Source organism: Streptomyces sp. NPDC001093, assembly GCF_040298985.1.
Lineage (GTDB): Bacteria > Actinomycetota > Actinomycetes > Streptomycetales > Streptomycetaceae > Streptomyces.
In genome coordinates this window covers 53,190-76,036 of the sequence record NZ_JBEPBF010000019.1, presented here as the reverse complement: position 1 = coordinate 76,036, position 22,847 = coordinate 53,190, and the positions used below count along the sequence as shown (strand labels likewise).

At 70.4% G+C, this 22,847-nt stretch carries 24 protein-coding genes, 1 tRNA gene and 1 pseudogene; 8 read left to right on the top strand and 18 right to left on the bottom strand.

Annotation, left to right across the window (positions count from 1 at the left end):
* The first annotated feature begins 80 nt into the window (after positions 1–80).
* On the top strand, positions 81–527 hold the full coding sequence (locus ABT288_RS12700; RefSeq protein ID WP_351605889.1) for a 6-pyruvoyl trahydropterin synthase family protein: 447 nt from the start codon (positions 81–83) through the stop codon (positions 525–527).
* Positions 528–875: 348 nt separating this feature from the next.
* On the opposite strand, the gene ABT288_RS12695 is transcribed toward ABT288_RS12700, so the two are convergent.
* Positions 876–949: transfer RNA gene (locus ABT288_RS12695), tRNA-Met, on the bottom strand.
* Positions 950–1,212: 263 nt separating this feature from the next.
* On the opposite strand from ABT288_RS12695, the gene ABT288_RS50180 reads away from it, so the two are divergent.
* Both ABT288_RS50180 and ABT288_RS12690 read left to right on the top strand, forming a co-directional pair.
* Positions 1,213–1,554 carry a DUF8825 domain-containing protein gene (locus ABT288_RS50180; protein WP_502972745.1) on the top strand — a complete coding sequence of 114 codons (342 nt, stop codon included), beginning with the start codon at positions 1,213–1,215 and terminating at the stop codon, positions 1,552–1,554.
* 49 nt (positions 1,555–1,603) lie between these two features.
* Positions 1,604–1,990 (top strand): DUF6233 domain-containing protein, encoded by a 387-nt coding sequence (locus ABT288_RS12690; protein ID WP_351605886.1) that lies wholly within the window; start codon positions 1,604–1,606, stop codon positions 1,988–1,990.
* 255 nt (positions 1,991–2,245) lie between these two features.
* Here ABT288_RS12690 and ABT288_RS12685 read toward each other — a convergent pair whose 3' ends face one another.
* Positions 2,246–3,262, bottom strand: a complete 1,017-nt coding sequence (locus tag ABT288_RS12685; RefSeq protein WP_351605884.1) for an ATP-dependent DNA ligase — start codon at positions 3,260–3,262, stop codon at positions 2,246–2,248.
* Between the two features lie 195 nt (positions 3,263–3,457).
* On the opposite strand from ABT288_RS12685, the gene ABT288_RS12680 reads away from it, so the two are divergent.
* The gene (locus ABT288_RS12680) at positions 3,458–3,811 is read left to right on the top strand and encodes a hypothetical protein (protein ID WP_351605881.1); all 354 of its coding nucleotides are present in this window, start codon (positions 3,458–3,460) and stop codon (positions 3,809–3,811) included.
* Between the two features lie 4 nt (positions 3,812–3,815).
* Entirely contained in the window at positions 3,816–4,328 is a 513-nt protein-coding gene (locus tag ABT288_RS12675; RefSeq protein ID WP_351605878.1) for an NUDIX domain-containing protein, read from the top strand.
* Here the strand turns inward: ABT288_RS12675 and ABT288_RS12670 are convergent.
* The gene (locus ABT288_RS12670) at positions 4,312–4,794 is read right to left on the bottom strand and encodes a hypothetical protein (RefSeq protein WP_351605876.1); all 483 of its coding nucleotides are present in this window, start codon (positions 4,792–4,794) and stop codon (positions 4,312–4,314) included. The genes ABT288_RS12675 and ABT288_RS12670 overlap by 17 nt on opposite strands.
* Positions 4,795–4,874: 80 nt before the next feature.
* Entirely contained in the window at positions 4,875–5,198 is a 324-nt protein-coding gene (locus ABT288_RS12665) for a DUF6087 family protein (RefSeq protein WP_351605873.1), read from the bottom strand.
* A gap of 433 nt (positions 5,199–5,631) precedes the next feature.
* Between ABT288_RS12665 and ABT288_RS12660 the strand changes: the two genes are divergently transcribed.
* Entirely contained in the window at positions 5,632–6,618 is a 987-nt protein-coding gene (locus tag ABT288_RS12660; protein WP_351605871.1) for a phosphotransferase family protein, read from the top strand.
* Here ABT288_RS12660 and ABT288_RS12655 read toward each other — a convergent pair.
* From ABT288_RS12655 to ABT288_RS12635, 5 genes are read right to left on the bottom strand one after another with little or no spacing between them, the layout of a single operon-like run.
* The gene (locus ABT288_RS12655; RefSeq protein ID WP_351605869.1) at positions 6,579–7,862 is read right to left on the bottom strand and encodes an ATP-grasp domain-containing protein; all 1,284 of its coding nucleotides are present in this window, start codon (positions 7,860–7,862) and stop codon (positions 6,579–6,581) included. The two genes, ABT288_RS12660 and ABT288_RS12655, sit on opposite strands and share 40 nt — an antisense overlap.
* Positions 7,859–9,007 (bottom strand): glycine amidinotransferase, encoded by a 1,149-nt coding sequence (locus ABT288_RS12650; protein WP_351605866.1) that lies wholly within the window; start codon positions 9,005–9,007, stop codon positions 7,859–7,861. The genes ABT288_RS12655 and ABT288_RS12650 overlap by 4 nt, the downstream gene beginning before the upstream one ends.
* Positions 9,008–9,050: 43 nt before the next feature.
* Positions 9,051–10,031: an aspartyl/asparaginyl beta-hydroxylase domain-containing protein gene (locus tag ABT288_RS12645; protein ID WP_351605863.1), complete on the bottom strand. Its 981-nt coding sequence runs from the start codon at positions 10,029–10,031 to the stop codon at positions 9,051–9,053.
* 14 nt (positions 10,032–10,045) lie between these two features.
* Positions 10,046–11,455, bottom strand: coding sequence for a preATP grasp domain-containing protein (locus tag ABT288_RS12640; protein ID WP_351605861.1), 1,410 nt, complete (start codon positions 11,453–11,455; stop codon positions 10,046–10,048).
* A 44-nt stretch (positions 11,456–11,499) separates the two neighbouring features.
* On the bottom strand, positions 11,500–12,666 hold the full coding sequence (locus ABT288_RS12635) for a cytochrome P450 (RefSeq protein ID WP_351605858.1): 1,167 nt from the start codon (positions 12,664–12,666) through the stop codon (positions 11,500–11,502).
* A 364-nt stretch (positions 12,667–13,030) separates the two neighbouring features.
* On the opposite strand from ABT288_RS12635, the gene ABT288_RS12630 reads away from it, so the two are divergent.
* Entirely contained in the window at positions 13,031–14,350 is a 1,320-nt protein-coding gene (locus tag ABT288_RS12630) for a helix-turn-helix domain-containing protein (protein ID WP_351605855.1), read from the top strand.
* 372 nt (positions 14,351–14,722) lie between these two features.
* Positions 14,723–14,909 (top strand): annotated as a pseudogene (locus ABT288_RS12625) (dTDP-4-dehydrorhamnose reductase); the annotation flags it as partial.
* A gap of 66 nt (positions 14,910–14,975) precedes the next feature.
* Here the strand turns inward: ABT288_RS12625 and ABT288_RS12620 are convergent.
* The 9 genes from ABT288_RS12620 to ABT288_RS12580 all read right to left on the bottom strand — a co-directional run bounded on the left by ABT288_RS12620 (position 14,976) and on the right by ABT288_RS12580 (position 22,835).
* Positions 14,976–16,007 (bottom strand): MSCRAMM family protein, encoded by a 1,032-nt coding sequence (locus ABT288_RS12620; RefSeq protein ID WP_351605852.1) that lies wholly within the window; start codon positions 16,005–16,007, stop codon positions 14,976–14,978.
* A gap of 33 nt (positions 16,008–16,040) precedes the next feature.
* On the bottom strand, positions 16,041–16,799 hold the full coding sequence (locus tag ABT288_RS12615; protein WP_351605850.1) for an SPDY domain-containing protein: 759 nt from the start codon (positions 16,797–16,799) through the stop codon (positions 16,041–16,043).
* A 71-nt stretch (positions 16,800–16,870) separates the two neighbouring features.
* The gene (locus tag ABT288_RS12610; protein ID WP_351605955.1) at positions 16,871–17,356 is read right to left on the bottom strand and encodes a hypothetical protein; all 486 of its coding nucleotides are present in this window, start codon (positions 17,354–17,356) and stop codon (positions 16,871–16,873) included.
* 24 nt (positions 17,357–17,380) lie between these two features.
* On the bottom strand, positions 17,381–18,241 hold the full coding sequence (locus ABT288_RS12605; protein WP_351605847.1) for an SPDY domain-containing protein: 861 nt from the start codon (positions 18,239–18,241) through the stop codon (positions 17,381–17,383).
* Positions 18,242–18,271: 30 nt separating this feature from the next.
* Positions 18,272–18,892, bottom strand: a complete 621-nt coding sequence (locus ABT288_RS12600) for an HAD family hydrolase (RefSeq protein ID WP_351605844.1) — start codon at positions 18,890–18,892, stop codon at positions 18,272–18,274.
* The gene (locus ABT288_RS12595) at positions 18,889–20,046 is read right to left on the bottom strand and encodes an MFS transporter (RefSeq protein ID WP_351605842.1); all 1,158 of its coding nucleotides are present in this window, start codon (positions 20,044–20,046) and stop codon (positions 18,889–18,891) included. Before ABT288_RS12595 ends, ABT288_RS12600 begins: the two co-directional genes overlap by 4 nt.
* Positions 20,043–21,266 (bottom strand): ATP-grasp domain-containing protein, encoded by a 1,224-nt coding sequence (locus ABT288_RS12590; RefSeq protein WP_351605952.1) that lies wholly within the window; start codon positions 21,264–21,266, stop codon positions 20,043–20,045. Before ABT288_RS12590 ends, ABT288_RS12595 begins: the two co-directional genes overlap by 4 nt.
* An 88-nt stretch (positions 21,267–21,354) precedes the next feature.
* Positions 21,355–21,675, bottom strand: a complete 321-nt coding sequence (locus ABT288_RS12585; RefSeq protein WP_351605839.1) for a hypothetical protein — start codon at positions 21,673–21,675, stop codon at positions 21,355–21,357.
* A gap of 32 nt (positions 21,676–21,707) precedes the next feature.
* A complete protein-coding gene (locus ABT288_RS12580) occupies positions 21,708–22,835 on the bottom strand; it encodes an MFS transporter (RefSeq protein ID WP_351605836.1) in 1,128 nt (375 codons plus the stop codon).
* Positions 22,836–22,847 lie beyond the last annotated feature (12 nt).

The window sequence follows — 22,847 nt, the reverse complement described above, 5'->3', positions numbered from 1 at the left end:
CTCTGATCGTGCGTACGTCCCGCCCGCCAAAGTCGGGCACCGCTGCGGCTCCGGCGGGGTGGCGGGTAGCCTCCTCGGCAGTGGCGACGACGGAGGGAGACGAACCGATGATGACGCTGACTCACGAGGCGGACTTCAGCGCGTCGCACATCGAGCCGAGGTTGCCGTCCTGGCACCCCTGCGCCCGTATGCACAGCCACAATTGGTCCGTGACATTGGAGGCTTCCGGCCAGGAGAACCTCACCGAGAACGAGTCGGTGGCCATCCACACCGCCTTCGCCGAGTTCGACGTGTGGGTTGGAGAGCAGCTCAACCATCGCCACCTCAACGAGGTCGACGACGCGCTACAGGACCACTCCGGGCCCGCCGACCTGGCTCATTGGGTCTACGACAAGTGGACTGACCGGCTACCGCATCTTGCTGCGGTTCGAGTGTCCGGGCCCCCTGTCGAAACCGGCGACACCGCCCCGGGCGCGCCGCGATACCGAAGGTACGAAGTCGCCTACAACCCCGCAGATCGCTCATAGATCAAGACGAACGGCTCGGAGGCACAAGACGACTGGGTTTGATGTCAACCGCCTCGATTGGATGACAACGGACACTGCTGTCCTTGGACAGTGCAGTGCAGGGTCCGCGATTCCCTGGGTACCGTCGGCTGATCATGAGCACCGTCCAAGCAATCCGGATGATCATTAGCACTGACTCAACGACCTGCCCCGGGTCGCGGGCGCCGATTGCTGAGGCGGCGTACGGCCTCGCTGCAGCCCAGTACGTTGACGCCTTCTGTGACATCGGTGCCCTGTTCGCCAAGAACCAGGTCCGAACCGGCCCACACGCAGTGAAGGCCCGGTGGATACCGGGCCTTCACATCTGAGTAGCGGGGACAGGATTTGAACCTGCGACCTCTGGGTTATGAGCCCAGCGAGCTACCGAGCTGCTCCACCCCGCGTCGGTACGGTGAACTGTACGGCACCGACCCGGATCGACCCAATCGACTTTCGCCCCCGCTCGGACTGAGCCCGATTGCTCATGATCGACCGACAGGGCCTCTGCTCACGCAGTCCGGATTCTGACTTTCCTGCAGGAACCAGTGCTCACGGCATTGCGGCCCCTACATGAAGCCAGTCGCTCTGTCGTCCAATCGACCACCAGAACAGCCAGCGTGGACCCCACTCGATCTGACTGGAATCAGCCCAGGACGACCAGGCTTCGATGGCGCGGCCTCTCAAGTGCCAAGGTTCGATGGCGCCTGCTCAAGGTTGGTTGGCACGGGACACACCACAACCGCCACCTTGTCAGGGTCGGACGGAGTGGCGAAGAAAATCGAACACATGCTTGAATCTGGCTATGAGTCCGATTCCCGACGACCTCGCTCGCGCACAGGAGGAGTGGCACGCCGCCTACCGACAGCTCGCAGCACGGCCGCGCACTGCAGTTCGGAGGCGACTGATCCATTTGTCGTCGGAGGTGCTGTTCCATCCGTACTGGCAGGGCCGGCGGTCGGCGGGCTGGGCGGCGCTGCACGGTGCACGTCATGTCCGAGCTACCCCCTGACCCGCCGCTGCCCTCTGACCCGCCCCGGCTCAGGCAGATCCTGGCGTATTTGGACGAGCAGCTCGCCAAGACGGAGACCGTCGCCATCTACCTGCGTCTCCAGCGAGACAAGGTCAAGATGACCCTGGCTCGCGCGGAGGGTCCGGCCGAGCCGGAGCGACCATGGCAGCCGGAGCGACGGATGGGCAAGGTGAAGGGTGACGGCCCGCTTGCAGGCTTCACTGCGCCACCGGTGGAGACCGGCTACGTCGTCCAGCAGAAGCGAACCCCTCATGGGTCTGAGCCCGCCTTCATCCACCTGGCTGATTGTTCGATGATCGAGGGCACGCGGCACCGGATCAGGCCAGATGAGGCGCGGGCCGCGCTTACCGACCCGAACATCGAGCCGTGCCAGTTCTGCCGCCCTGACACCGAGCTGGGCACAGACCTGGCGTGAGCATTCCGATCGACGAGCTGCCCGCCCAGGCGGCCGGACGTACATTCGGACACATGGATCAGATGCCGCAGCGCATCGACCCTTCAACGGATCGGGCCGCCGCCGCTTTGCTACTGGGATGTACCCCCAACCAGGTCGGCTACTGCGCGCTCTGCCAGGGGCTGACGCGCCGCTACGGGGCCCACGCCCAGCTGGTGTGCCGGGCCTGCCGAGCGATTGAGGCCGCCGAGGATTCCTCCGGCTTACCGGCGGCCGTCACCCAGCTGCCGGCACAGCTCCTTGCCCGAACGCGGCAACGTCCCCGGGAGTCATGTCCTCGCGAAGTCGTACGTATCGCGCGGGATGCCTCCACACGCCTCGGTCCCGGGCGGTGTCCACGTCGATCTCGGCGACCAGCTCCGGCTCGACAAGGACCACCTCCAGCGGAATTCGGGACCCCCATGTCGTGGTGAACCGGACGCCCTCCCACGGGTGACCTCTCTTGGCCGCAGTGAGCTGATCGGCGAGATGCCGGACGTGGCGGGGCTGCAGCTGCGCGCTGCGGGCGACGGCCCGCAGGATCCCACCCCGGTCGTACCGGCCCAGCACGAGGCTCTGCGGGCGACGTAGCGTGCCGGTGACCGCGCCGATGATGCCCTCGGTGGTGTCGCGTCTGCGGATCTTGATGAGCGCGCGGGCACCGGGCAGGTAGTGCTGCTGGCTTCCACGGATGATCAGGCCCTCAATGCCGGGCACCTCGGTCCAGGACATCAGCCATTCCCGGGCGACGGTCACATCGCCGGTTTCCGGGCACAGTGTCCACGGGTCGGCCAGGTGGTGTTTGGCGAACACCGTCTCCAGCCGCGCCCGGCGCTCGGCGTATGGCGTCCGCAACAATTCATGACCGTCGATCTGGAGGACATCGAACACAATGAAGTGGGCCGGCATCTGCTCAGCAAGCCGGGCGGCGGTACGGCCGTGCGAGGCCGCGCGCCGTTGCAGGGCCTCGAAGGACAGGTGTTCACCGGCCCATACCAGCAGTTCTCCGTCGAGGATCGAGCCGTCGGGGAGCTCGGCGGCGGCGTGCACGAGGTCGGGAAAACGGGCCTGGATCAGTGCCCCGCGCCGGGACTGGATCAGGACGGGTCCGGGCGCCGGACAGGGGGTGAAAATGAGGGCCCTGAAGCCATCCCACTTCGGCTGGAACACCGGCTCGCCGGGGAGCGCGCTGGGCGGTGGCATCTGGTCACGGGCCTGCGCCAGCATCGGTTCAACCGGCGGTTGCAGCACCATGCATCCGGTCTACGGCACCATGGCCAGGACCGCGAGTCGTGCTGATGATCGCCACGTCGCGAGACGCGAATGCCGACGCTAGCCGGTCTGCCGAGCGCCGCCGCCTCCTGAGCCCGGCCGGAGTTATCCACAGGGTCGCCTGCGGTGGCTCTCCTCGCCGTACGGTGCTGCTTCCGATCACGAGCAGGGGGTGCGATGACGTACAGGGTGGACCTCGCGGTCCGGGCGGAGGACGCGCTGGCCGAGCTTCTGGAGCAGGAGCGTCAAGAGGTCATGGAGACGATCGCGGCGGCGCTGGTCCGCCGCGATGTATGGCCGCCGTTGGGGGGCTGGGAAGGCGCGGTGCTTCATAGGCGGCGGTGGTGGGTGGCGTTCACCGCGTACGCCGATGGCATCGAGGTATACGCATTGGGCAGGGAACGGGTGACGCAGCCGCTTGGCCGACGAACTTCGAGGTGGCGGTGTGAGGCGCCCGTTCAGCGTCATGATGGGGCGTCGCTGGAGACCGCCCCCAAGGAGCGCAATGGGCTGGAAGCGCATACAGACTGACCTGGTGTACAACGGACCGTTCGTGTCCTTGTACCGCGACCAGGTGATCCGGCCCGACGGCCGCCCTGGGACGTACGAGCACGTCGCTGTCGATGACAGCGTGCGGGTCGTAGCACTCGACCAGTCCCAGCAAGTCGCTCTGGTCGAAGATGACTTCTACCTCCCGCAGCGCCGGGTGCTGCATCTGCCCGGCGGGGGAACCGGCGGCCAAACGCCCAGGGAGGCAGCTCTACGGGAACTAGAGGAGGAGACCGGCGCCGTCGCGACCGAGGTGCGAGCGTTGGGCGTGATTGATCCGTTGCCCGCGACTACCACAGCGCGTACGCACCTCTTGCTGGCCACCGGCTTACGGCTGGGCACCGTACGGCGGGACGACACCGAGATCGGCATGACCGTGCACTGGCAGACGATGGACTGGGCGCTCGCCGCCGTTGAGGACGGCCGGATCACAGAGGCGGGTAGCGTGTCAGCTCTGCTGCTCGCTGAGCGGGCGCTCCGCTCTACGCCAGGGCTGTGACATCACTGCTTGTGAATTCTGCGAGCGCCGTCTGCAGTTTCGCGATCTCTTCCCTCGCCACTATGACCGTTGACCGGGCCCGTTCGAAGTCCGGCCAGGAGCGGGCCGTCCCGGAGTCGACCCAGAGCCGGCACATCTCGCTCTGCGCGTCTGTCACCTCCGGATCCAGCCCGAACCGCCGGTTGCAGTACGCGATCCAGGACGGACGCAGGGCGACGAGCGGTGACATGGCCGTCAAGGCATCTGCTGCCGCTTGTTGCAGAGGCCGGCGTGGAGCGGTGCCAGAGACCAGCTCCATCAGCGCTTCGATCACGACTTCGCTCTCGTACACGGCCTCACCGACCAGCGAATCGGGATCCTGCCTCGGTGAGTCGGCGAACGACACACGGGTCGCAAGCCGCATCTGGGCACGCCTCGCCAGATCACGCTCTTGGCGGGTGCTCTTGGGCTTCAGCCAGTCGAGCACTGCGCCCTCCCCTCGCTCGGCAGCACAAGACGCTCCTGTCTACCCGATCGCGCATCGGGCCGACAACGCTGCCCGGCGGCTCATCGAGTCTGCTCGTCCACCGGAGACGGTTTGCGGTGCCGGCCCCGCCCCCTGCCCAGTGCAGGTCGGTCCCATTCAGCGGGCCTCTCCTCCACCGCCGGTGGCGGGTAGAGCAACGCTTGCGCGGCTGCCAGGTCCGGGACGATACCCACGGTCACCCACTGAATGCCGTTCCATTCCTCGATCGCCCTGGGTGCGCCGGGCTCCACGTGCGTCCCTCGGTGGGGGCCCGAGGTGAGCGGCACAGCGCGCAGCCTTCCCTTCGAGGCGTTCCGGCGCTCCTCGCGCCGCCTCGCCCATTCCTCCAACGGCTCCTCGTGCATTGCAGCATCGTGTCGTAGGCCCGCCCTCCATCACCACCCTGGGCCAACGCTCACCGGTCGGCACACTGGCCTCACATGGTGAAGCGACGGGTGTGGTAGGCGGAAGCGACCACGCCGCCGCGCGAGCAGCAGGGCGAACCGGGCTGAGCGTCACACTTCGGACAGGCGTGCTGTTCGACGTCGTCGGCGTCCGACCGATCGGTTGATGTGACTGATTCCCATCTCCCTCGGCCTGCGGGTGCCCAACGGGCGCATCGGCACCACGGGCGCCGCCGGGCTGGTCCCGTTTCCCTGACCTCTCGATGCGCAGGAGAAGGAATCGGGCACTTGCGGCCCGAGGCGCCCCGCCAAGGAGACTTCCGCCCGTGCGGGCGGAACAATGGGCACCTTCTTGCGCCGTCGGCTGGCGCACTGTCACCGCCAAGGGGGCCGCATGGATTTCCGCCCGGTCGAGCGCACGTCGCAGGCGTTCCAGCAGCCGGTGACCGCTGAGGAGGTGCAGGCGGTCTGCCGCCGCGTCTTCGGCTCTGACGTGCGGGTTGTGTCCGCCGTGGAGCTGGGCTCGGGGATGTACAACAACACGTACCGGGTGGCGGTGGCCGGGCAGGAACGGCCGGTGATCCTGCGGGTTGCACCGGAGCCGGGCAGGCAGTTCCGCAGCGAGCGGGAGCTGATGCGCAACGAGTACGCCTCCCTGCCCTATCTGGCGGTGATCTCATCACTCTTGCCGCGGATCATCGCCGTGGACTGGACGCATGAGGTGATCGGCCGGGACTGGATGATCCAGAGCTTCCTGGACGGCGTCCCGGCGCCCGAGCGCCTCCGCGACTACCCCCGCACGCTGTGGCACGCCTTCTTCCGGCAGATGGGAGCCATCGCCCGCCAGGTGCACGCGGTGCGCGGCACGCACTTCGGGCCCGTCACTGGCCCTGTGTACGGCACGTGGAGCGAGGCGGTCGTCGCCTCCTTGGAGGACATCGCCTCCGACCTCGACAGTGCCGGCCTGGACGCCGCCGATGTGCGCAAGGTGGCCGCCGTGGCCGGCCACCACCACGCCGTTCTCGACGAGGTGACCGAGCCTCGGATGACCTTGGGGGACTTCTGGACCCTGAACACCATGCTTCACAGCTCTGCCCCGGAACCGATGATCACGGGCGTGTTCGACACGGATCGCACCTGGTGGGCCGACCCGCAGGCGGACTGGACAATCCGGATGGCAACGGCCAAGGCGGATGAGCGCGAAGCGTTCTGGGACTCCTACGGGCCGCTGGACCGCTCCCCGGGCGCAGCGTGGCGGGCGCGGATCTACGAGGCTCGGCATCTGGGCGCGATCCGCCTAGAGCGTTACCGGCTGGGCAAGGAGGACGCGGTGAGGGAGAGCTACGGAGCGATGGCCGCCGTCCTTGTCGAACTGGCCTGACGTGGATGGCCACCAGGCGGGACGGGGACCACGTGGAGGCGGACCTGCCGCATCAGCATGTCGGCCCGCTGTTCCACCTCGGCCGCGTCCATGCCGGTGACGATGAAGCAGCCCAGCCGGTCGGCGTTGACGCCGGCGGCGTTCACCGGGCCGCCGATCGCTGCCCGCCAGCGTACGAACGGCACCCCCGGCCCCGGCTTCGGGAACCCGGTCAGGGAGGTGAGCCGTCCGGCGTGCGGGGCGGTGATGAAGCGGACGGTGGCATGGCCGTGGGCGGTGGAGGTGAGCTCGGCCGGGCGGCCCAGGGCGACGTCGAGCAGGGCCGCGAAGACGTCGATGCCCAGGGCGTGCTGGAGGAGGAGCCCGATGTGGCCGGCGCCGAGCCGGGCGGCGATCTCGATGACCGTGCACTGGCCGTCGGTGGTGATGACGACCTCGGTGTGCGAGGCACCGTGGCGGATGCCGACCGCGCGGATCGCCGCGTCCACCTCCCGGTGCACGGCCCTCTCGGTCGCCGGGGGCAGGCGGACGGGAAGGCTGTGCCCGGCCTCGACGCGGCGGGCGCCGCCGGTCACCGCCTTCTGTGTGACGGCGAGGTGCGTGGTGACGGCGTCCTGGGTGACGGACTCGACGCTGTACTCGTAACCGGCGGCGTACGCCTGAACCAGGAAGCCCGCCGCACCGTCGCCGCCGTACCGCCCGCGCGCCCTGCGTGCGGTATCGGCGGCCGCGGCGGCTTCGGCCGGGGACGTCACTACGGTGACCCCGGCCGAGCCCGCCCCGCCGACCGGCTTGATCACGCACGGGAAGCCGACCGCCGCGTCCGCGAGCGCGTCCTGCAGCTCGGTGTCGTCATGCACGAGCCGGGTGTAGGGGACGCACACGCCGGCCGCGGTGAGCACGCTCGCCATCGCTGCCTTGTCGCGGGCCGCGTGCGCCAGGTGCGGGTCGTTACCGGGCAGGCCGAGCTCGGCGCACACGAGCGCGGCGAGTTCGGTCAGGTACTCGTTGGCGGTGAGGACGGCGCCGACGCCGCGGCGGCAGGCATACGCGGTGATCTCCTCCACGGCCCGCTCCGGCCGGGAGAAGTCGGTGACGACCTGCCCGTCCAGCCCCGGCGCCGGCGCCTGTCCGTCCGCCATGGTCGCGGCGTGGACCTGGTGGCCGCGCTTGGCCGCCGCGCGGGCGAGCGCGGCGGACTCAGGGCCCGCCGCGTCCAGCAGCAGCACGGCGGCGCCGGTCATGACAGGTAGTCCACGAGGCCGCCGTCCCGGCAGGTGTCCAGGGTGAAGCAGTGGAACCCACCGCCGAACAACCTCCTGTGCCGGTGGCGGACGGGCACCACGTCGAAGCCCTCGGCCTCCAGGGTCTTGGCCAGACCGGTGCACTCCTGGTTGACGAGCACCGTGTGCTCATCGACGGACAGGACGTTTAGGTCGATGTAGGGACTGGTGAGGACCAGGTCCGCGTCGTCGTAGACGGGGAACGCGCCCTCGTCCGGCTCGGGCGGCACGATGTGCCGCCAGGAGCGCAAGCGTTCGGGCATCAGGTCACGGATGCCGTCGTGCCGGGCGAGGAACACGCCGGGCCGCAGGGCGAGGACCATCGAGTCAATGTGGTTGTCCGCCATCCGCCACACCCGGTGGACGCGGTAGTCGTGGCCAAGGTGCCGCTGAAGCCAGTCGAGACCCTGCTCGTGGTTGCTCTGGGCAACGTTGACGACCAGGTCCCGGCCCAGCCGCAGCACTTGGGCCCCGTCGAGCATCATCTCCAGCCCCACGTCGTACGGGCTGGGCTGCGGATCCTGGATCGGCTCGGTCGGCCCGCCCAGTGTGGTGGAGGCGTCGCGGGCGTAGGACAGGTCGAACGAGCCGTCGGTGAGGGTGGGGCGCGGCATCACCGTCCACCGGGCACCGGCCTTCTCGTAGGCGCGGAAGACACGGTGCAGGAGCTGGGTCTCCAGGTACCGCGAGCGGATCGCCGGCGGCGTCTCGATGATCTGGTCCCCGACGATGAGGGTGTTGTCACGGATGTTCAGGGCGGGGGTGGGGGCAGCTTCCCAGCCCAGGCCCGCGATGCGGGCCGCGTCGGGCGGCAGCGGGATGGGCCGGTGCACGGTGACCCCGAGCCCGGTGAGAGCGGCGGCCAGGTTCTCGACGTCCTCGTGCAGTTCCTCGGCGTAACGCTGCTTGACGGCCCAGTTCTGCCCACGGGCTCCGGTACCGGCCTGTGCGAGCCGGGGGTAGGCCCAGTCCGAGCGGAAGCCGGCCAAGTTCTCGTGGTGGAACAGCTCGAAGCTCAGGTCACGGTCGTGGCCGAGGTAGTTTTCCGCGGACCCGACGATGATCTCCTTCAGCGGGGTGAAGTCGTCGTAGCTGTGCAAGCGCATGGCGAAGGCGGTTCCTTCCAGGCGGAGCGGTCGGGATCAGGGGTCAGGGGGTGCAGGGTTCGGCGGGCACGTGCCGGTCGGCTAGCGCGCGGCCGCGCCGTACCCGCAGCATCAGGCCGCCGTGGTCGTCGGGCTGGAGGGTGCGTTGCTCGCTCCAGCCGGAGAACCGCCACTCACCGCTGTCGCCGGCCGGGACGAGCGCGAAGGAGCGTCCGGCGACGGTCAGGGCGAGGACGTCGCTGGCTGCGCGGTCGAGGCCGGCGGGCAGGAGGGAGCCGTCCAGCGGGGCGGCCGCGTCGAAGTCCGCGAATCCGCTGGGCAAAAGCGCGTCGTACGGCAGCGTGGCGGGCCACGCAGGGGTGCTCGCCGGGGCGGACCGGTTGAGCAGGACCTCCCCGTGGGCGAGCAGTTCCCGCCAGGACGCGGGGAACCAGGTGGCGAGATCGGCGGTGAGGAGGGCGTCGATGACGACGTGGATGCGGGTCACCGCACTGCTGGTGTTGCGAACCAGGTGCTCGCGGCAGAAGTCGCCGTACCACAGGGTGCCCGGCTGCCAGCAGTGTTCGACGCCGTCCAGGACAAGCACCGCGTCCGGCGTGGTCACGATGGGGATGTGTAGCCGCACCATGCCGCGGTCGAGCCGGTACTTGGGATCGCAGTGCGCGGTGGAGACGGCGCCGGGCCCGAGCGCCATCAGCCTCACGGCGTTCAGCGGGGCCGGGATCTGGTGCAGGAGGTGGGCGAGGTAGGGCAGGTGCTGAAGCCAGCGAGTCGGCGCGAACGGCTGGGGGCCGGGGCCGCCCGGGTCGGTGCGTTCGGCGTCGCCGCCGAGACTGCGCAGCGGCAGGACGCGCCAGTCGATCGGGGCCGCCCGGCCGACCTGCCCGCCGTAGGTGTGAGTGCGCTGCACGTTCCAGGTGTGGGAGGTGACGGCCGCGACTTCGGCGGCGAGCCGGCCCGCGTCGAGGCCGAAGGCGGGGGTGAGCTGGGCCGCTTCGGCGGCCGCCATTGTGCTGGTGGTCATGGCGGGGCTCCCGGTCAGGAGGAGAAGGACACGGCCGCGTGGCCGATGTGCTCGCTGGCGTCGACGGCTGCGGCGGGCAGGGTCTGGAAACGCTCGGCGAGCCGGGCGAACGCGTCGTCGTAGCCGATGGCAGGGTCGTAGGCGATGCAGAACACGAACTGCACCGGCGCCCCGGGGGCGAGGGGGATCGCGGGCATCGAGACGATCACCCCCGTCCGCGTGACCGGGTCGTAAGCCAAGCCCGCCTCGTCCAGCGCGGCCAGGAACGTGTCGAAGTCGGGCACGGCCCAGGTGGGCGGGACGTGGTACTCGACCACCTGGCGGGGCGGGATGGCGGCGACGTCGACGATGCGGCGGGCGATCTGCTGGTAGATGTGCAGCGACCCGGAGACCTGCGCGTTGACCTCCGTGAACACCATGCTCTGGTCGGGCAGCACCAGGGCGTCCGCGCTCAGGTGCCCGCGGTAGCCGAAGGCTCGGTATGCCTCGGCCATGCGGGTGCCGCCGTCCAGCAGGGCCGCCCGCACCTGGTCGCTGACCCGGTCGAGGGGGACGACCTGGTGGCTCAGGCGCCGGCCGACGTAGAGCAGGCGGCCCATCTCGGTCGGCCAAGTGCCGGTGTCGGCGGCGTAGTGCTCGGAGTACACCGCGTCCGCGCCGGGTGCGAAGGTCTCGATGACGACTGGCCACCGGCCGTCCCCGCTCGCCCACATCCAGCGCTGATCCCAGTACGCCGTGATGCCGTCCGCGCCGGGCGCCAGGTGATGCAGGTGGCGGGCACCGACGTGGTCCACCGCCAGCTGCGGATCGCGTACGAGGAGCTGGTTGCCGACCCCGGCGCCGTTGTGGGCCTGCTTGACCACGACCGCCCCGCACCGGGACGACGCCAGCAGCTCCCGGGTCGCGTCGGCCGCCTCCGCGCGGCTGCGGCACACACGGCCGGGCAGGATCGGTACCCCGGCGGCCGCCGCCAGGGCACGGAAGTTCGCCTTGTTGTTGCCGATCTCCCCGCCGCCCTGGGCGAAGAACGCGGCACCGGGAAACCGGTCCGCGATGCCCAGGGCCGCGGCGAAGCGGCTAACAGAGGCCGACGGCCACAGCGCGAACACCTCGCTCACCCCATCCGGCCCGCCCGCGGCGTCGAGGGCGGCCCGCACCGTCTCCACGAACTCGGGCGCGGTGAGCGAGGCGGGATCGAGCAGCGTGTTGCGCCACGTTCCGGCGGGCGCTACCAGGACGGTCAGCTCGCGGTGCTTCACGCCGGTGTAGCCCAGGACGTAGTCGAGGAACGCACCCTCCGGCTCGCAGCACAGGATGAGCAGGTCACCGGGGCGAGCGAACCAGAACAGGCGCTGTGTCCAGGCCCGCATGTCGCCGCGTTCACGAATGGACGGGTCGATGTGGTTGCCGACGAGGATGCGCACAATGGATCTCCTGACGCGGGTGAAAGGACGCCCCCGAGGGGGTTTCAGAGGCGAAGGAGCGCGGGCAGCGTCTGATACGCCCGCATAGTCGCGGTGCGGCGCCGCACGCCCTCGCCGGCGGCAACAAGCCGGGCCGGGTGAGCGGCGAGGGCGGTGACCAGGGCGCGCAGGCCCGCCTGGGCGACGGTCGTGCCGATGCAGGAGTGCGGACCCCACCCGTAGCCGAGGTGCCGGTTCGGGGAACGGTCCAGCACCAACTGGTCGGCCCCCTGGAAGGCGTCCGGGTCGCGGTTGGCGGCGGCGAACAGCGCCACCACCTTCTGGCCCGCAGCGACCTCGACCGCGCCGATCCGGCACGGGCGGACCGCCACGCGGGTGGTGCCCTGCACCGGCCCGTCGAAGCGCACCAGTTCGTCCACACCGGTGGCCAGCAGCGCCGCATCGCGCATCCGCTCAAGGGCCGCGGGACGGGCGAGGAGGACGGCCACCGCGTTGCCGACGGCGGCCGCCATCGTGCTGTAGCCGCCCTGGAACATCACCCGCGCCGTGTTCTTCACGCACAGCCGGGCGAGCGCGTCCACCCCGGGTTCCGCGGCCCTCACCCGGGCCAGCAGGCCGGGCCGGGAGGAAGCCGTGAACCAGGAGTCGACCAGGTCGCTCAGCCGCTGACGGGCGATCCGCCCCGGCTCCACAAGTGACGGGTCGAGCCCGCCGTCCATGCTCCGCATGATGGCGTCCGAGACAGCGGCGAACTCGGCGTACGGCGGGGGCTCGACCCCGAGCAGGTCCGCCACGACCGCCACGGACAGCGGCACCGCGATCTGCGAGACCACGTCGAACGGCCCGGCACCGGCCAGCGCATCGAGCCGCCCCCGTAGCAGGTGTCGGGCGCGGCCCTCGACGAGGCCAAGGTCCTGGGCCCGTAGCGCCGCCATGAACAGCGAGCGGACGCGGCTCTGCTGCGGCGGGTCGAGCGTCTGCACGCTCAAGGACGGCTCGGGCACAGTGCCCCCGGTTCGCCGCGGGTCGCGGGCGAAGGTGTCGTGGTCGCGCAGCACCCGCACGCAGTCCGCGTACCGGGTCAGTGCCCAGGAGTCCATGGCCTGGTGCCAGAACACCGGCTCGCTCGCCCGCAGTTCGGCCAGGACCGGGTAAGGGTCGTTCAGGATCTGCGCGTCCAACGGGTTGTAGCGGTCGGTCACAGACGGCATCGCACATCCTTTCGGAGCGGGGCGGGCCCGCACGCTGCAGGCCCGCCCGGTACCTCGGGCGTCAGTGGTCGTACGACATGGCGGCCCCCTCCCTGTGCGTCGACAGCGATGGATGTCCCGCAGGGACGAAGGACCTGCTCGGCCCTCGTAGAGCGGGCGGGTGCGGTGCAGCCCGACGGGCGGGACGAGGCGGTGAGGAACACAGTCGTCACCGTGCTTTCACCCGGTCGCACGGGCGCCGGGCGAGACCAGACGAGTACAGCGCCTGCCGGGCGTGGTGCCTAGGACCAAGCCCTATCCCCGCCCTATCCCCGCTCCTGGCGAACAGCTCCCCGGGCCCGGCCGCCGGTGGTGCAATGGGCGGGTGGACGACGAGATCCGCCACCCGCTCGCCTACGCCCGGATCGAGCGCGGATGGTCGCAGGAGGAACTGGCCCGCCGCATCCGGCGCGCCGCCGCGCGCCGCGGTCTGCGCTACGGCACCCGCGGATCGCGCATCTCCAAGTGGGAGACCGGCCGGGCCACCCCCGACGAAGACGAATCCCAGCCGCTGATCGCCGAGGTCCTCGGCATCGACTACGCGGCCGTCGCCCATCTCGGCTGGCCCAACTGGCTCCCGGGCCAGGACAAGCCGCTGCCGCTCGGCCCGCACAACGCCGCCCCCTCACTGCGAGAGGCCCTGATGACCTCCCTGGACCGCCGGTCCTTCCTTGCCTACACCAGCGGCGCCCTGACCGCACTCGCCCACCAATGGGCAATCACCGAACCGGGCCAGCTCCCGCAGGTCACGCCGCGCGGCGACGTCGACACCGAACTGGTCGACTGGCTGGAGAGTGCCGGCGCCGAGCTGATCCGCCTCGCCACCCAACGACGCCAGCGCACCGCACGGTTACTGGCCGAGCACCTGAGAACAGTCACCGAGATCATCAGCAAAGGCCGCTACACCCGCCCCGTCGAACAGCGCCTGCACACCCTGGCGGCCACCCTCTGCCAGGCGATCGCCTGGCAGAAGTTCGACGAACGCCGCCACGCCGCGGCCGGCCGCTTCTGGCACGCCGCCCTCCACAACGCCCACGCCGCCGGCCAACGCGACCTCGGCGCGGGCCTCCTGTCCGACCTCGCCTACCAGACCCTGTGGCTCAAGGACGCCCGCACCGCGGCGAACATCCTCGAACACGCCATACCCCGCACCCAGCACCCAGCCGCACGCTCCCTCCTCCACCTCCGGCACGCCCGCGCCCTCGCCGCCCTCGACGAACATGGCCTGTGCCGCCAGGCGCTGACCGCCGCGGAGAAGGCACTTCACGCCCCGTCCTACGATCCGGCACCCGCCTGGTGCTCCTGGATGGGGACGGCCGACCTGGCAGCCGACAGCGGCAGGTGCCTTGCCGAACTCGGCCAGCGGCGACGGGCGCATCAGCTCATGGACGAGGGCATCGCCCTGCTCCCGGCCACCCGCTCCAAAACCCGCGCGGTGTTCCTCACCTACCAGGCCGAGACCTACCTCCGCGACGGCGAAGTGGAGATCGCCGCCGAGACCGCCACCCGTTCCCTTGACCTGGCCAACCGCATCAACGCACCTCGGTGCGTCACGATGGTCCGCGACCTGGAGCCAGCGCTGTCCCCCCACGCGCACACGGCGGACGTGGACGAACTCCTCGAACGGCTCCGTGCCGCTGGCTGAAGCGAACTGGACCGCAAGAGACCGGGCCATCGGCAGCCTGCCCGGGAACGCAGCCGCTGGCCCTCCGCGCACTCCGGGCGCCGGGCGGGGAGTGTGACAGCCCCCGCCCGGCGCTCGGTGGTCGCATGCCGGCCGGTGACCTGCGCGTAGGTCACCGATCCCAGTCGTAGGCTTCGTCGTCCTCCCATCCAGCGTCGCGGTTGTCGTCGAGGAGGTCGTTCACCTCGTCCTCAGTGAGCTGGGCGCGCGTCTCGTCCATGGGTCTCATGATGCTGACCCGGCCGGACTGGCGGCGGCGTCGGCCGCGCGACGCGGGCAGGGCAGGGTGGGCAGGGTGAGACCGCTTGGTGGCAGCTTCGCGATCGGAGGGCTTTCTCCGGCGCGAGCGTCCACTACGACGAGTCCCAGTTGCCCTGTCACCCCGTGCGGCGCGGCGAAGGCAGCGGCCGAGACCGGCGTCCGCCTCGTGTACCTGGACGCCGTCGTCGCCCGTACTTCCTTGATCATTTGGGACCGAGGCTCTGTTCATGTCCGGGCTGTGCATGACCTGACGATGGGCTGAACAGCCGACAGCCCCCGGTCCGCGAGGGTGCCGGGGGCAAATGGGCGCTGTGCTCAGCTGGGGTCAGTTGTCGGCAGGGGTCTCGTCCCTTTCGGTCCTGGCTCGGCGCCGAGCGGCAATGACGGCGGCGATGCCGCCGGCGACAAGGAGTCCAGCGCCGCCCAGGAGCCACGGGCTGGCGTCGGCGCCGGTGTGGGCCAGGGAGCCGACCGGGGCCGTGGGCGATGCATCATCGGTCGTGTCCTGCACGGGGGCGGCCGAAGGGGCGCTGTCGGATGTGTCAGAGGTCGTCGGGCTGGGCCCGGATCCGCCGGAGGTTCCGATGGTGGGCTTGTCCCCCGGTGTGGACGGGGTGTGGGTGGGCTTCTTGGTGGGTGTGGGATTCGGCGAGGTCGAACGCTTGGAGTTGGTGACGGTCACGGTGACCGGGGCGCCGGGGCCTGCGGTGAAGGTCTTGGTGCGCGTGTATAGGTCGTATCCGGCGGGAGCCTTGGTCTCCTTGATCCAGAACTCGGCCTTCCGGCTGCTCACGGGCAGGTCGCCGGTGGCCGTTCCCTTGGGCCCGGTGGTGAGGGTGAGCAGGGTCGTGTCGCCGCTGCCGATGTTCACGGTGGCGCCGGACAGGAGCTTGCCGGACTTGTCGTCGCTGGCCTGGAGCAGGACGTGGGCGGGCTTGAACGGGGCGACGATAGCCAGGCGGGTGGTGCCTCCGGGCGTGACGATCACGTCCTGGTCGGCGACGACGTCGTGTAGGGGGCTGCCGGCGGCGGTCTCCTTCAGCCGGTAGACGCCCGGGGCGAGGCCGGGAAAGGTCAGCGTTCCCTGTGCGTCGGTCGTGCCGTGCCCGGCCTCCTGGCCGGTGGCGTCGAGAAGCAGGTACGAGGCGCCTTGGAGAACGTCTCCGGCCGGATCCTTCGTGGTGAGCGTGACGCTTCCGGCATCGGGTGCCGGGGTCTCGCTCTCGGTGAGGGCGGTGGTGGAGGGCGTCGGCTGGGCGGGCTGTGCGGTCGCTGTCGGTGCCCAGGTAAGGGTGCCGGTCAACGCGGCGGCGATAGCAGTGGATCGGAGGGCGCCGCGGACGATACGGGCGTGCACGAAGAGGGGCTCCTTGGTGGTGGTACTGGCATGTCAGCGGGTTCGGCTCATGGCCGGCCTCAGGGGCGGCGTGGGGACCGGCGTAAACGGCTTGGGTGGCTTGGCCGTTGTGGCCGCCGCTATGGAGACGTGGTGGCGCGTGAAGAAGGGGATGTCCTTCACGGTGCGCTCTACCGGCTCGGTGGAAAGCAGGGAGGCGGTGAAGGCTGCGACCAGGGTGGTGGGCGTCGATGGGGAGAACTGCACGCTCCAGTGGGGTTCGTCCGGCTGACCGCCCCAGACTCGCCAGGCCGGCGCGAGGCGGGAGCTGAGGGTCCGGTCGTACTGATGCTGCACCCCGCCAAGGGTGTCTGGGGCGAGGAAGATCTGGGTGCCGTCGGTCTTGACCGTGTGCCTCCAGCCGCGTGCGAGCAGCGGGACGTACGCCTCCTGCGCTGACGTCTGGGACTGGAACAGATGATCTCTGTCGCTGTGTCGGTCTTCGAGGTACAGGTCGAGTAGTTCGCTGTGCACGTCGCCTAGCAGCTCGACCGGCGTGGTGCCATCGAAGGTGATCTGCCAGGTGGCCGCGCCGAACGGGTCGCGGTGTGCGGCGGTGATCCACTGCATGCCGCCCCGCCTGTCGGGGTCGGGGACACAGCCGGTACGGAGCCGAAGGCACGGGCTGCACGCGACCGCCCCTTCCTCCACGGAAGGCTGGTGCAGGGACCAGTCGTCGTCGAAGGGGAAGGGCCAGATGGCACGAAGATCGGCCGAGCCGGGACCCGCCAGATGGCGGGGCAGTACTCGCACCGTCTGATCGCGATCGAGGTCTTCGAAGGGGTCAAGCAACAGAAAAGGGTCCTGCCTGTGGGTTGTGATGGTCAGCGGGCGCGCGCAGCCCTACGTTGGGCTGGCGGAGACGGGACCAGCTGTGCTGTTCGCCCCGCGGCTCGGCTGGGTACGGGTGCGGGCCAGGTGCCGGGGAACCACACCGCGCTGTACTGCTCGATCGCATCGCGCAGGCCGTTGGTGTGGGCGCCTTCCCACGGCACCCAGTCGGGGCGGTCCTTGAACTCCTTGAACGTGCCGTAGCCCGAGTTGTGCGGCTGAAGGCCGCGCGTGGAGTCGCGGTGATCGAAGGTCTTGTGATCGGCGAACCGTAGGACGGTGACATCGAGTTCGCCTCGGTCCTGGTGGAGGGTGGCGAGGCGGAGGCCGGCGTACTCGTTGGCCCATTGGGTGGGGCTGAAATCGATCCGCAGCCGCAGCGGGCCACCGGGTACGGGGGTGGCGTAGTAGACGTCGCCGACAACGGCACTGTCGGCAAAGGGCAACTCGAGTTCGGCGAAGAACTCGCGGGCGTGCATAGCCACGTGGGTCTCCCGGGAATGTCAGCGGCGCGGCCCGGTCAGCGCGGGTCGGCTGGTGGTGCTCCAGCGCGGGACGCTGGCAGCGGGCCGGGCGGTCGGCCTACGGCCGACGGCACGCTGGACGTCGAGCGGGGTCGGAGCCGGCGGCCCCGGCGGAATGATCGAGGTGACCTGCGCCTTGGCTTTGACGTAGCTGTAGGTGTCCTCCCGCCAGCGTGGCAGCGGGGCAGGGTCGGAGACGCACTCGGTGACGGCCTTGAGCAGGGCGACGGGGGTGTCCGTGGTGGCGGTGGCGTACCAGTAAGGCCGGTCGATCGAGGTGCCGGCCCACAGCTGCCAGCGTGCCTCTCGCGTGGTCAGCTCGGTTTCCGGGTCGAGGTCGCCGGTGGTGTATTCGAGCCCGGCCAGTTTGTCGGGTGACTGGACGGCGAAGACGCCCCAGCGGGGCCGGTCGATGAGCCAGCCCCGGTTGATCAGTGGTGCGACCGCGAGGAAGGGGTCATGGTCCTTGCTCCCGGAGACGGGCCTGGCCAAGTAGCTGTCCGGTCCCTGCTGGTACGCCTCGGCGAGCGCGGTGGTGAAGGCGGTGACGAACTCCGTCGGACAGGAGTCGTTGAAGCACACGCCCCAGACAGGGGGGCCGAAGGGGTCTTTGTAGGCGTTGATGCGCCACAGGCCGTCATCCTCGCCCTCGGGAAGGTAGCCGAGGCGGACCTTGCGGTCGGGCGCGGTCAGGTAGGCGTTGCCCAGGTCGTCGTGGTGAAGGTCCCAGCCGAGGTTGCGCAGCGGGTCGAGGCCGGGATCGCCGATCGCGGTGGCGCGGGCGAGGTAGCGCGGGGAGACGTAGACGTCCCCGTCGATGGTGTCGTCGTGGGGTTGCACAGGATCCTGGGACGGTGAGGTAGGGGCGGGTCACGCGGTGGGCAGCAGTGCCGCTTCAAGGTCGGCGGGCCGGCCGGTGTAGTGGAGCTCGGTCAGCCCCAGGTTGCGAGCGGCATGGCAGTTGTCGGCACGGTCGTCTACGAACAGCACGTGCTGCGGGTTGCCTGCGCCGGTGGCCGCAAGGGCGTGGTGGTAGGCGGCCGGGTCCGGCTTGCACACCTGAAGCCGGGCCGAGTACAGGGCCTGGGTCATCAGCTGCTGCCAGTCGTGGGTGTCGAGCACGTCGCTGAGGTGGCGGGGTGCGTTGGACAAGAGCACCATCGGCAGCCCCGTCCGGTGGACGCGGCGAAGGACGGACAGTACGCGCTCGTCGGTGGCGGTCCACATGTCCGTGTCCGCGGCGAGGAGTTCGCGCAGCAGCCTGGGTCCGGGGTGGGAGCCGAGGACTCGGGCCCAGTACGCCATGTCGCTGAGCTGGCCGGCGTCGTAGGGTTCGCGGGCGCTCCAGAAGGCGCGCTGGAATCCGGTGAGGTCGTCTTCGGGCCAGGACGCGATGCGGGCGAGGCGAAGCCACTGGCTGCGGGTGGGCTGCAGGCCGATGACGCCGTTGTAGTCGAGGATCACGGCGTCGAGGCCGGTGGGAGGGGTCAAGGGGTGGTGTTCTCCAGGGCGCGGTGGGCGAGGAAGGCGATGGCGGCTGCGAGGAGGGCGGGCAGCAGCAGGGCCGTGGGCAAGGTGGTGGTGCTGGCGAGGGCGCCGATGAGTGCGGGGCCGGCCAGCAGGCCGAGGTAGCCGGTGACGGAGACTGTGGCCACGGCCTTCGGTCCGCCGGTCCCGGCCGCGGTGATCAGGGACGGGACGGTGGTGGACAGGCCGAGTCCGAAGACCGTCCAGCCGACCAGGGCTGCGGGCACGCTGTCGGCCAGGACGCCGGTGGCCAGCCCGGCGGCGGCGAGCACCGCGCCGGCACGGACCACGGCAGGCGCGCCGAAGGTGGCGGTGAGCCGGTCGCCGCTCAGCCGTCCCAGGGCCATGGCCGCGCTGTAGAGGGCGAACGCGCCCGCTGCGACGGCCGTGGTGGCGTGCAGGCTATGCATGTGCACGGCGGCCCAGTCGGCTGCCGCCCCCTCCCCCAGCAGACTTGCGGCTGCCAGTGCACCCAGCAGCCACAGCCTCGTGGGCGGCAGTGCCGCCTGGGCAGCGCCGGAGTCGGCGTTGTTGGGCTTCAGCGGTTGATCGGTGCCGTGCAGGGCCAGGGTGCTTGGGCCGGCAGCGAGTACAGCGGCGGTCAGCGCCAGGCTAGTCACCAGGAACAGAGTGCTGTGGCTGATGCGGGCGGTGGCGGCGGCCAGGGCCGCGGCGCCGAGCGCTCCGAGCGAGTAGGCGGCGTGCAGGGAGGACATGATGGGCCGGCCATAAGCGTTCTGGCAGCGCACCGCCGCGGAGTTCGCTGCGACGTCCAGGACGCCATGTGCGATTCCGAAGGCGAGCGCCGCCGCGAGCAGCGAGGACAGCGTGCGGCACTGGCCCAGGACAGCGAGTGTCCCGGCCAGGCCGACGGCTCCCAAGATCAAGAGGAGGCAGAGCCGTTCAGGCCGGGCCAGCCGGCCGCCGCTGCACAGGCCGGCAACCATCCCGAGAGCAGCAGCGAGCAGGACGAGGGACAGCTGGGCGGTGCTGAGGTGGGCGGCCTGCTGGACGGCTGGCATCCGGGCGCCCCACACAGCCATCACCATGCCCAGGCCCAGGAAGTAACCGGTCAGCAGCCCCCGGCTGCGGCGGGCGGAGGCGGCGGTACGGCTCATGCAGCCCGACCGCCCACGACCGTAGCGCCGGCCGCGTGGGGTGTGACGTCGATGCGGAGACTACGGGCGGCCTGCTCGGCGCGGGCCTGGGCGAGGTCGGCGGTGGGCGCGGTGGTGATCAGGTAGCCAATGCGGGCGGTGAACATGTCGCCGCCATCGGCCGGGAGGAGAAGCTGGTCGCCGACGTGGCTCTGGAAGTGGACGCGCTCCAGCCACGGCGGGTGCGGCCCGTCGAAGTCGAGGCGGCGCAGAATGCCGGAGGTTTCCGGGTAGATGAGCTGGATCGCGGCGGCCGAGGAGCGGGTGGGGGTGAGGTCCGGTGCACGGTCGCAGGCGATGTCGGCGGCGGCGCGCGGCAGGTCGATGCCGGTGGCCAGTTGGACCAGGTGGCCGATCATGTCGCCGGCGATCCTGCCGTTGACCTCGACCAGCCGGGGGCGCCCGTCGACCAGGCGCATCTCGACATGGGCGATGCCGTCGGTGATCCCCAGGGCGTGGATCGCGGCTCGTGCCGCCGGGGCGACCACGTGGATCAGAGGATCGGCGGCGTCGACACAGTGGGCCAGTTCTTCGAAGTACGGCGGGTCGCTGACGGTCTTGTGGGTGAGGGCGACCACGGTGGTCTCACCGCGGTGGGTGACGCACTCGACCGACACCTCGGGCCCGTCGAGATACTCCTCGACCAGCACGCTGGTGCTCTCCCGCCCCAGACCGGCGGCCTTGTCCGCGAACTCGAATGCGGACGTGAGCTGTTCGGGGTTCTCGGCGCGGATGACGCCCATGCTTGCGGCGTGCGCGGCCGGTTTCAGCACGACCGGATAGCCGATCCGCTCGGCCGCGCCCCGGGCCTCCTGAAGGGTGCGGACGCTCGCCGAGGCGGCCGACGGGACGCCGTGCCGGGCGAACAGGGTGCGTGAGATGGCCTTGTTGCGGCACGCCTGCATGGCCTCCGGGGCGGTGGTGGGCAGGCCGAGCTGGCGCGCGAGGCGAGCCACGGGCACGAGGTACCACTCGGTCCACGTGAACACGCCTGCAAGGTCGTAGCGTTCGGCCAGGGCGCGGCCGGCAGCGGACAGCGCCGCCTGATCAGTCGGATCGGCGACCACGCAGTCCCGGATGTACGGCACCTCCCACGACGGTTCCTCGCCGGTGATCAGGACGACGTCGTAGGCGGCAGCCACGGACTCAAGGCAGTAGCCGCGGTATGCCTCGGCTTCCATGTCGGCGGCTGCGACAACCAGGACGACAGGACGGTCGGACAAGAACGAACTCCTCAAAGATCAGAAATGGACAGGTGGCCGAGGGGCTCTACGGGCTGCGCCGGCGGCGAACCTCGATCACGGACGCCCACTCCGGGTGGGCGGCAAGCAACCGCCTGGCGTACAAGGCGGTGTAGTTGTTGTTCAGGCCCTGGACCCCATGCGGCCGGCGCCAGCGAAGAGCCTCGAACAGCGCCTTCATCCCGACACGCTCGGCTCCGCCAGCAAGACGCTCCTCGACGAGCCGTTCAAGAGCCCGGTAGATCCACGGGTGCTGGGCGTCGAAGGCATGGAACTGTTCGGTGATCGTGGGTCCGTCCCGGTGCGGAAAGTCGAGGCCGGGCAATCCGACCTGCACAGTGGAGGGCATGCGGGGGCGTCGATTCCTTTCGGGGCAAGGGCTCAAGCAGGCGCGGTGCGCAGGGTGCGCAGCCGGGCGAAGGCAGTGAAGAGACCGAGGGCCTGCAGGAGCGCGGTGACGGTGACGGCGTGACCGATCTGGCCGGGCGGGATGGCCGCGACCAGCAGACCGGCGAGGGGGAAGGGCACCAGGAGCAGGAGGATCGTCAGGCTCAGGGTGCTGCCGAACACCTCGGGCGGGATGAGGTGTGAGCGCAGGGTGCGCAGGACGACGGTGAGGCCGCCTTCGCCGGCCATCAGCAGGGCCATCAGCAGGACGTATCCCCGGTAGGTGTCGGCCTGGGCGACGGCGAGGGTGGCTCCGGCGGCGATGGCGGCAGCGGTGGCGCCGACCGGCCACAGCCCCCACCGGTCGATTGCCCGACGCGCGCAAGCGATGGCCAGCAGAGAAGCGACAGCGGCGGCGGACCAGATGAGTCCCGCATCGGCACTGGAGCGCCCCAGCTCGGTGACCACGATCACCGGCATCGCAGCCTGTAGCAGGGCGATGGCCGTATTGGAGACGAGCAGGCCGCCCACCAGCCAGGCCAGGGCGGGACGGGCACGCAGAGTGCCCCAACCGGCCCTCACACCGCTCTTGCCCTGCGCGTCACGACTCGGCATGGCCGACTTGCCGGGAAGCAAGGTGGCGGCGAGCAGGGAGAGCGCGGCAAGTGTGCTGAGCATGAGAGCCGGTCCGCCGTACTCCAGCAGCAGTCCTGAGACCAGGGGCCCGGCCAGCATGGTGGTCTGGTCGATGGCCAGCAAAACGGACTGCACCCGGTGCGCCTGGTCCCCGACTGTTCGGCTCGCCTCGCCGCCGGCTGTCTCCGCAGCGATGTAGCTGCACTCGGTGAGGAAGCCGCTCACCGGTGCGAGCGCCATCACCGTCACCGCCGCCGGCACCCCGAAGTCAGGTGCCGCCAGCAGGAGCGCGGCCAGCAGGACGACAAGAGCCCTGCCGACACACGCTGTACGGAAGATGCGGGTGATGCCGTGGCGGTCGACGAGTGAGCCGGCCACCGTGAACGCCACCAGGCGCGGCAGCCACTCCAGCGCGAACGCGACGCCCGTCAGGGTCGCCGACCTTGTCGTCGCGACCACGATGAGCGGGATGCCGTAGGTGGTCATCGCAAACGCGGC

What these genes read in the sequence shown, in the direction of transcription:
- ABT288_RS12655 (WP_351605869.1), bottom strand. Translation starts at nt 7,862, where the DNA reads ATGACCGGCGCCGCCGTGCTGCTGCTGGACGCGGCGGGCCCTGAGTCC.
- ABT288_RS12590 (WP_351605952.1), bottom strand. Translation starts at nt 21,266, where the DNA reads ATGGAAGCCGAGGCATACCGCGGCTACTGCCTTGAGTCCGTGGCTGCC.
- ABT288_RS12650 (WP_351605866.1), bottom strand. Translation starts at nt 9,007, where the DNA reads ATGCGCTTGCACAGCTACGACGACTTCACCCCGCTGAAGGAGATCATC.
- ABT288_RS12610 (WP_351605955.1), bottom strand. Translation starts at nt 17,356, where the DNA reads ATGCACGCCCGCGAGTTCTTCGCCGAACTCGAGTTGCCCTTTGCCGAC.
- ABT288_RS12595 (WP_351605842.1), bottom strand. Translation starts at nt 20,046, where the DNA reads ATGAGCCGTACCGCCGCCTCCGCCCGCCGCAGCCGGGGGCTGCTGACC.
- ABT288_RS50180 (WP_502972745.1), top strand. Translation starts at nt 1,213, where the DNA reads ATGGCGCGGCCTCTCAAGTGCCAAGGTTCGATGGCGCCTGCTCAAGGT.
- ABT288_RS12680 (WP_351605881.1), top strand. Translation starts at nt 3,458, where the DNA reads ATGACGTACAGGGTGGACCTCGCGGTCCGGGCGGAGGACGCGCTGGCC.
- ABT288_RS12665 (WP_351605873.1), bottom strand. Translation starts at nt 5,198, where the DNA reads ATGCACGAGGAGCCGTTGGAGGAATGGGCGAGGCGGCGCGAGGAGCGC.
- ABT288_RS12635 (WP_351605858.1), bottom strand. Translation starts at nt 12,666, where the DNA reads ATGCCGTCTGTGACCGACCGCTACAACCCGTTGGACGCGCAGATCCTG.
- ABT288_RS12580 (WP_351605836.1), bottom strand. Translation starts at nt 22,835, where the DNA reads ATGACCACCTACGGCATCCCGCTCATCGTGGTCGCGACGACAAGGTCG.
- ABT288_RS12645 (WP_351605863.1), bottom strand. Translation starts at nt 10,031, where the DNA reads ATGACCACCAGCACAATGGCGGCCGCCGAAGCGGCCCAGCTCACCCCC.
- ABT288_RS12685 (WP_351605884.1), bottom strand. Translation starts at nt 3,262, where the DNA reads ATGGTGCTGCAACCGCCGGTTGAACCGATGCTGGCGCAGGCCCGTGAC.
- ABT288_RS12585 (WP_351605839.1), bottom strand. Translation starts at nt 21,675, where the DNA reads ATGCCCTCCACTGTGCAGGTCGGATTGCCCGGCCTCGACTTTCCGCAC.
- ABT288_RS12660 (WP_351605871.1), top strand. Translation starts at nt 5,632, where the DNA reads ATGGATTTCCGCCCGGTCGAGCGCACGTCGCAGGCGTTCCAGCAGCCG.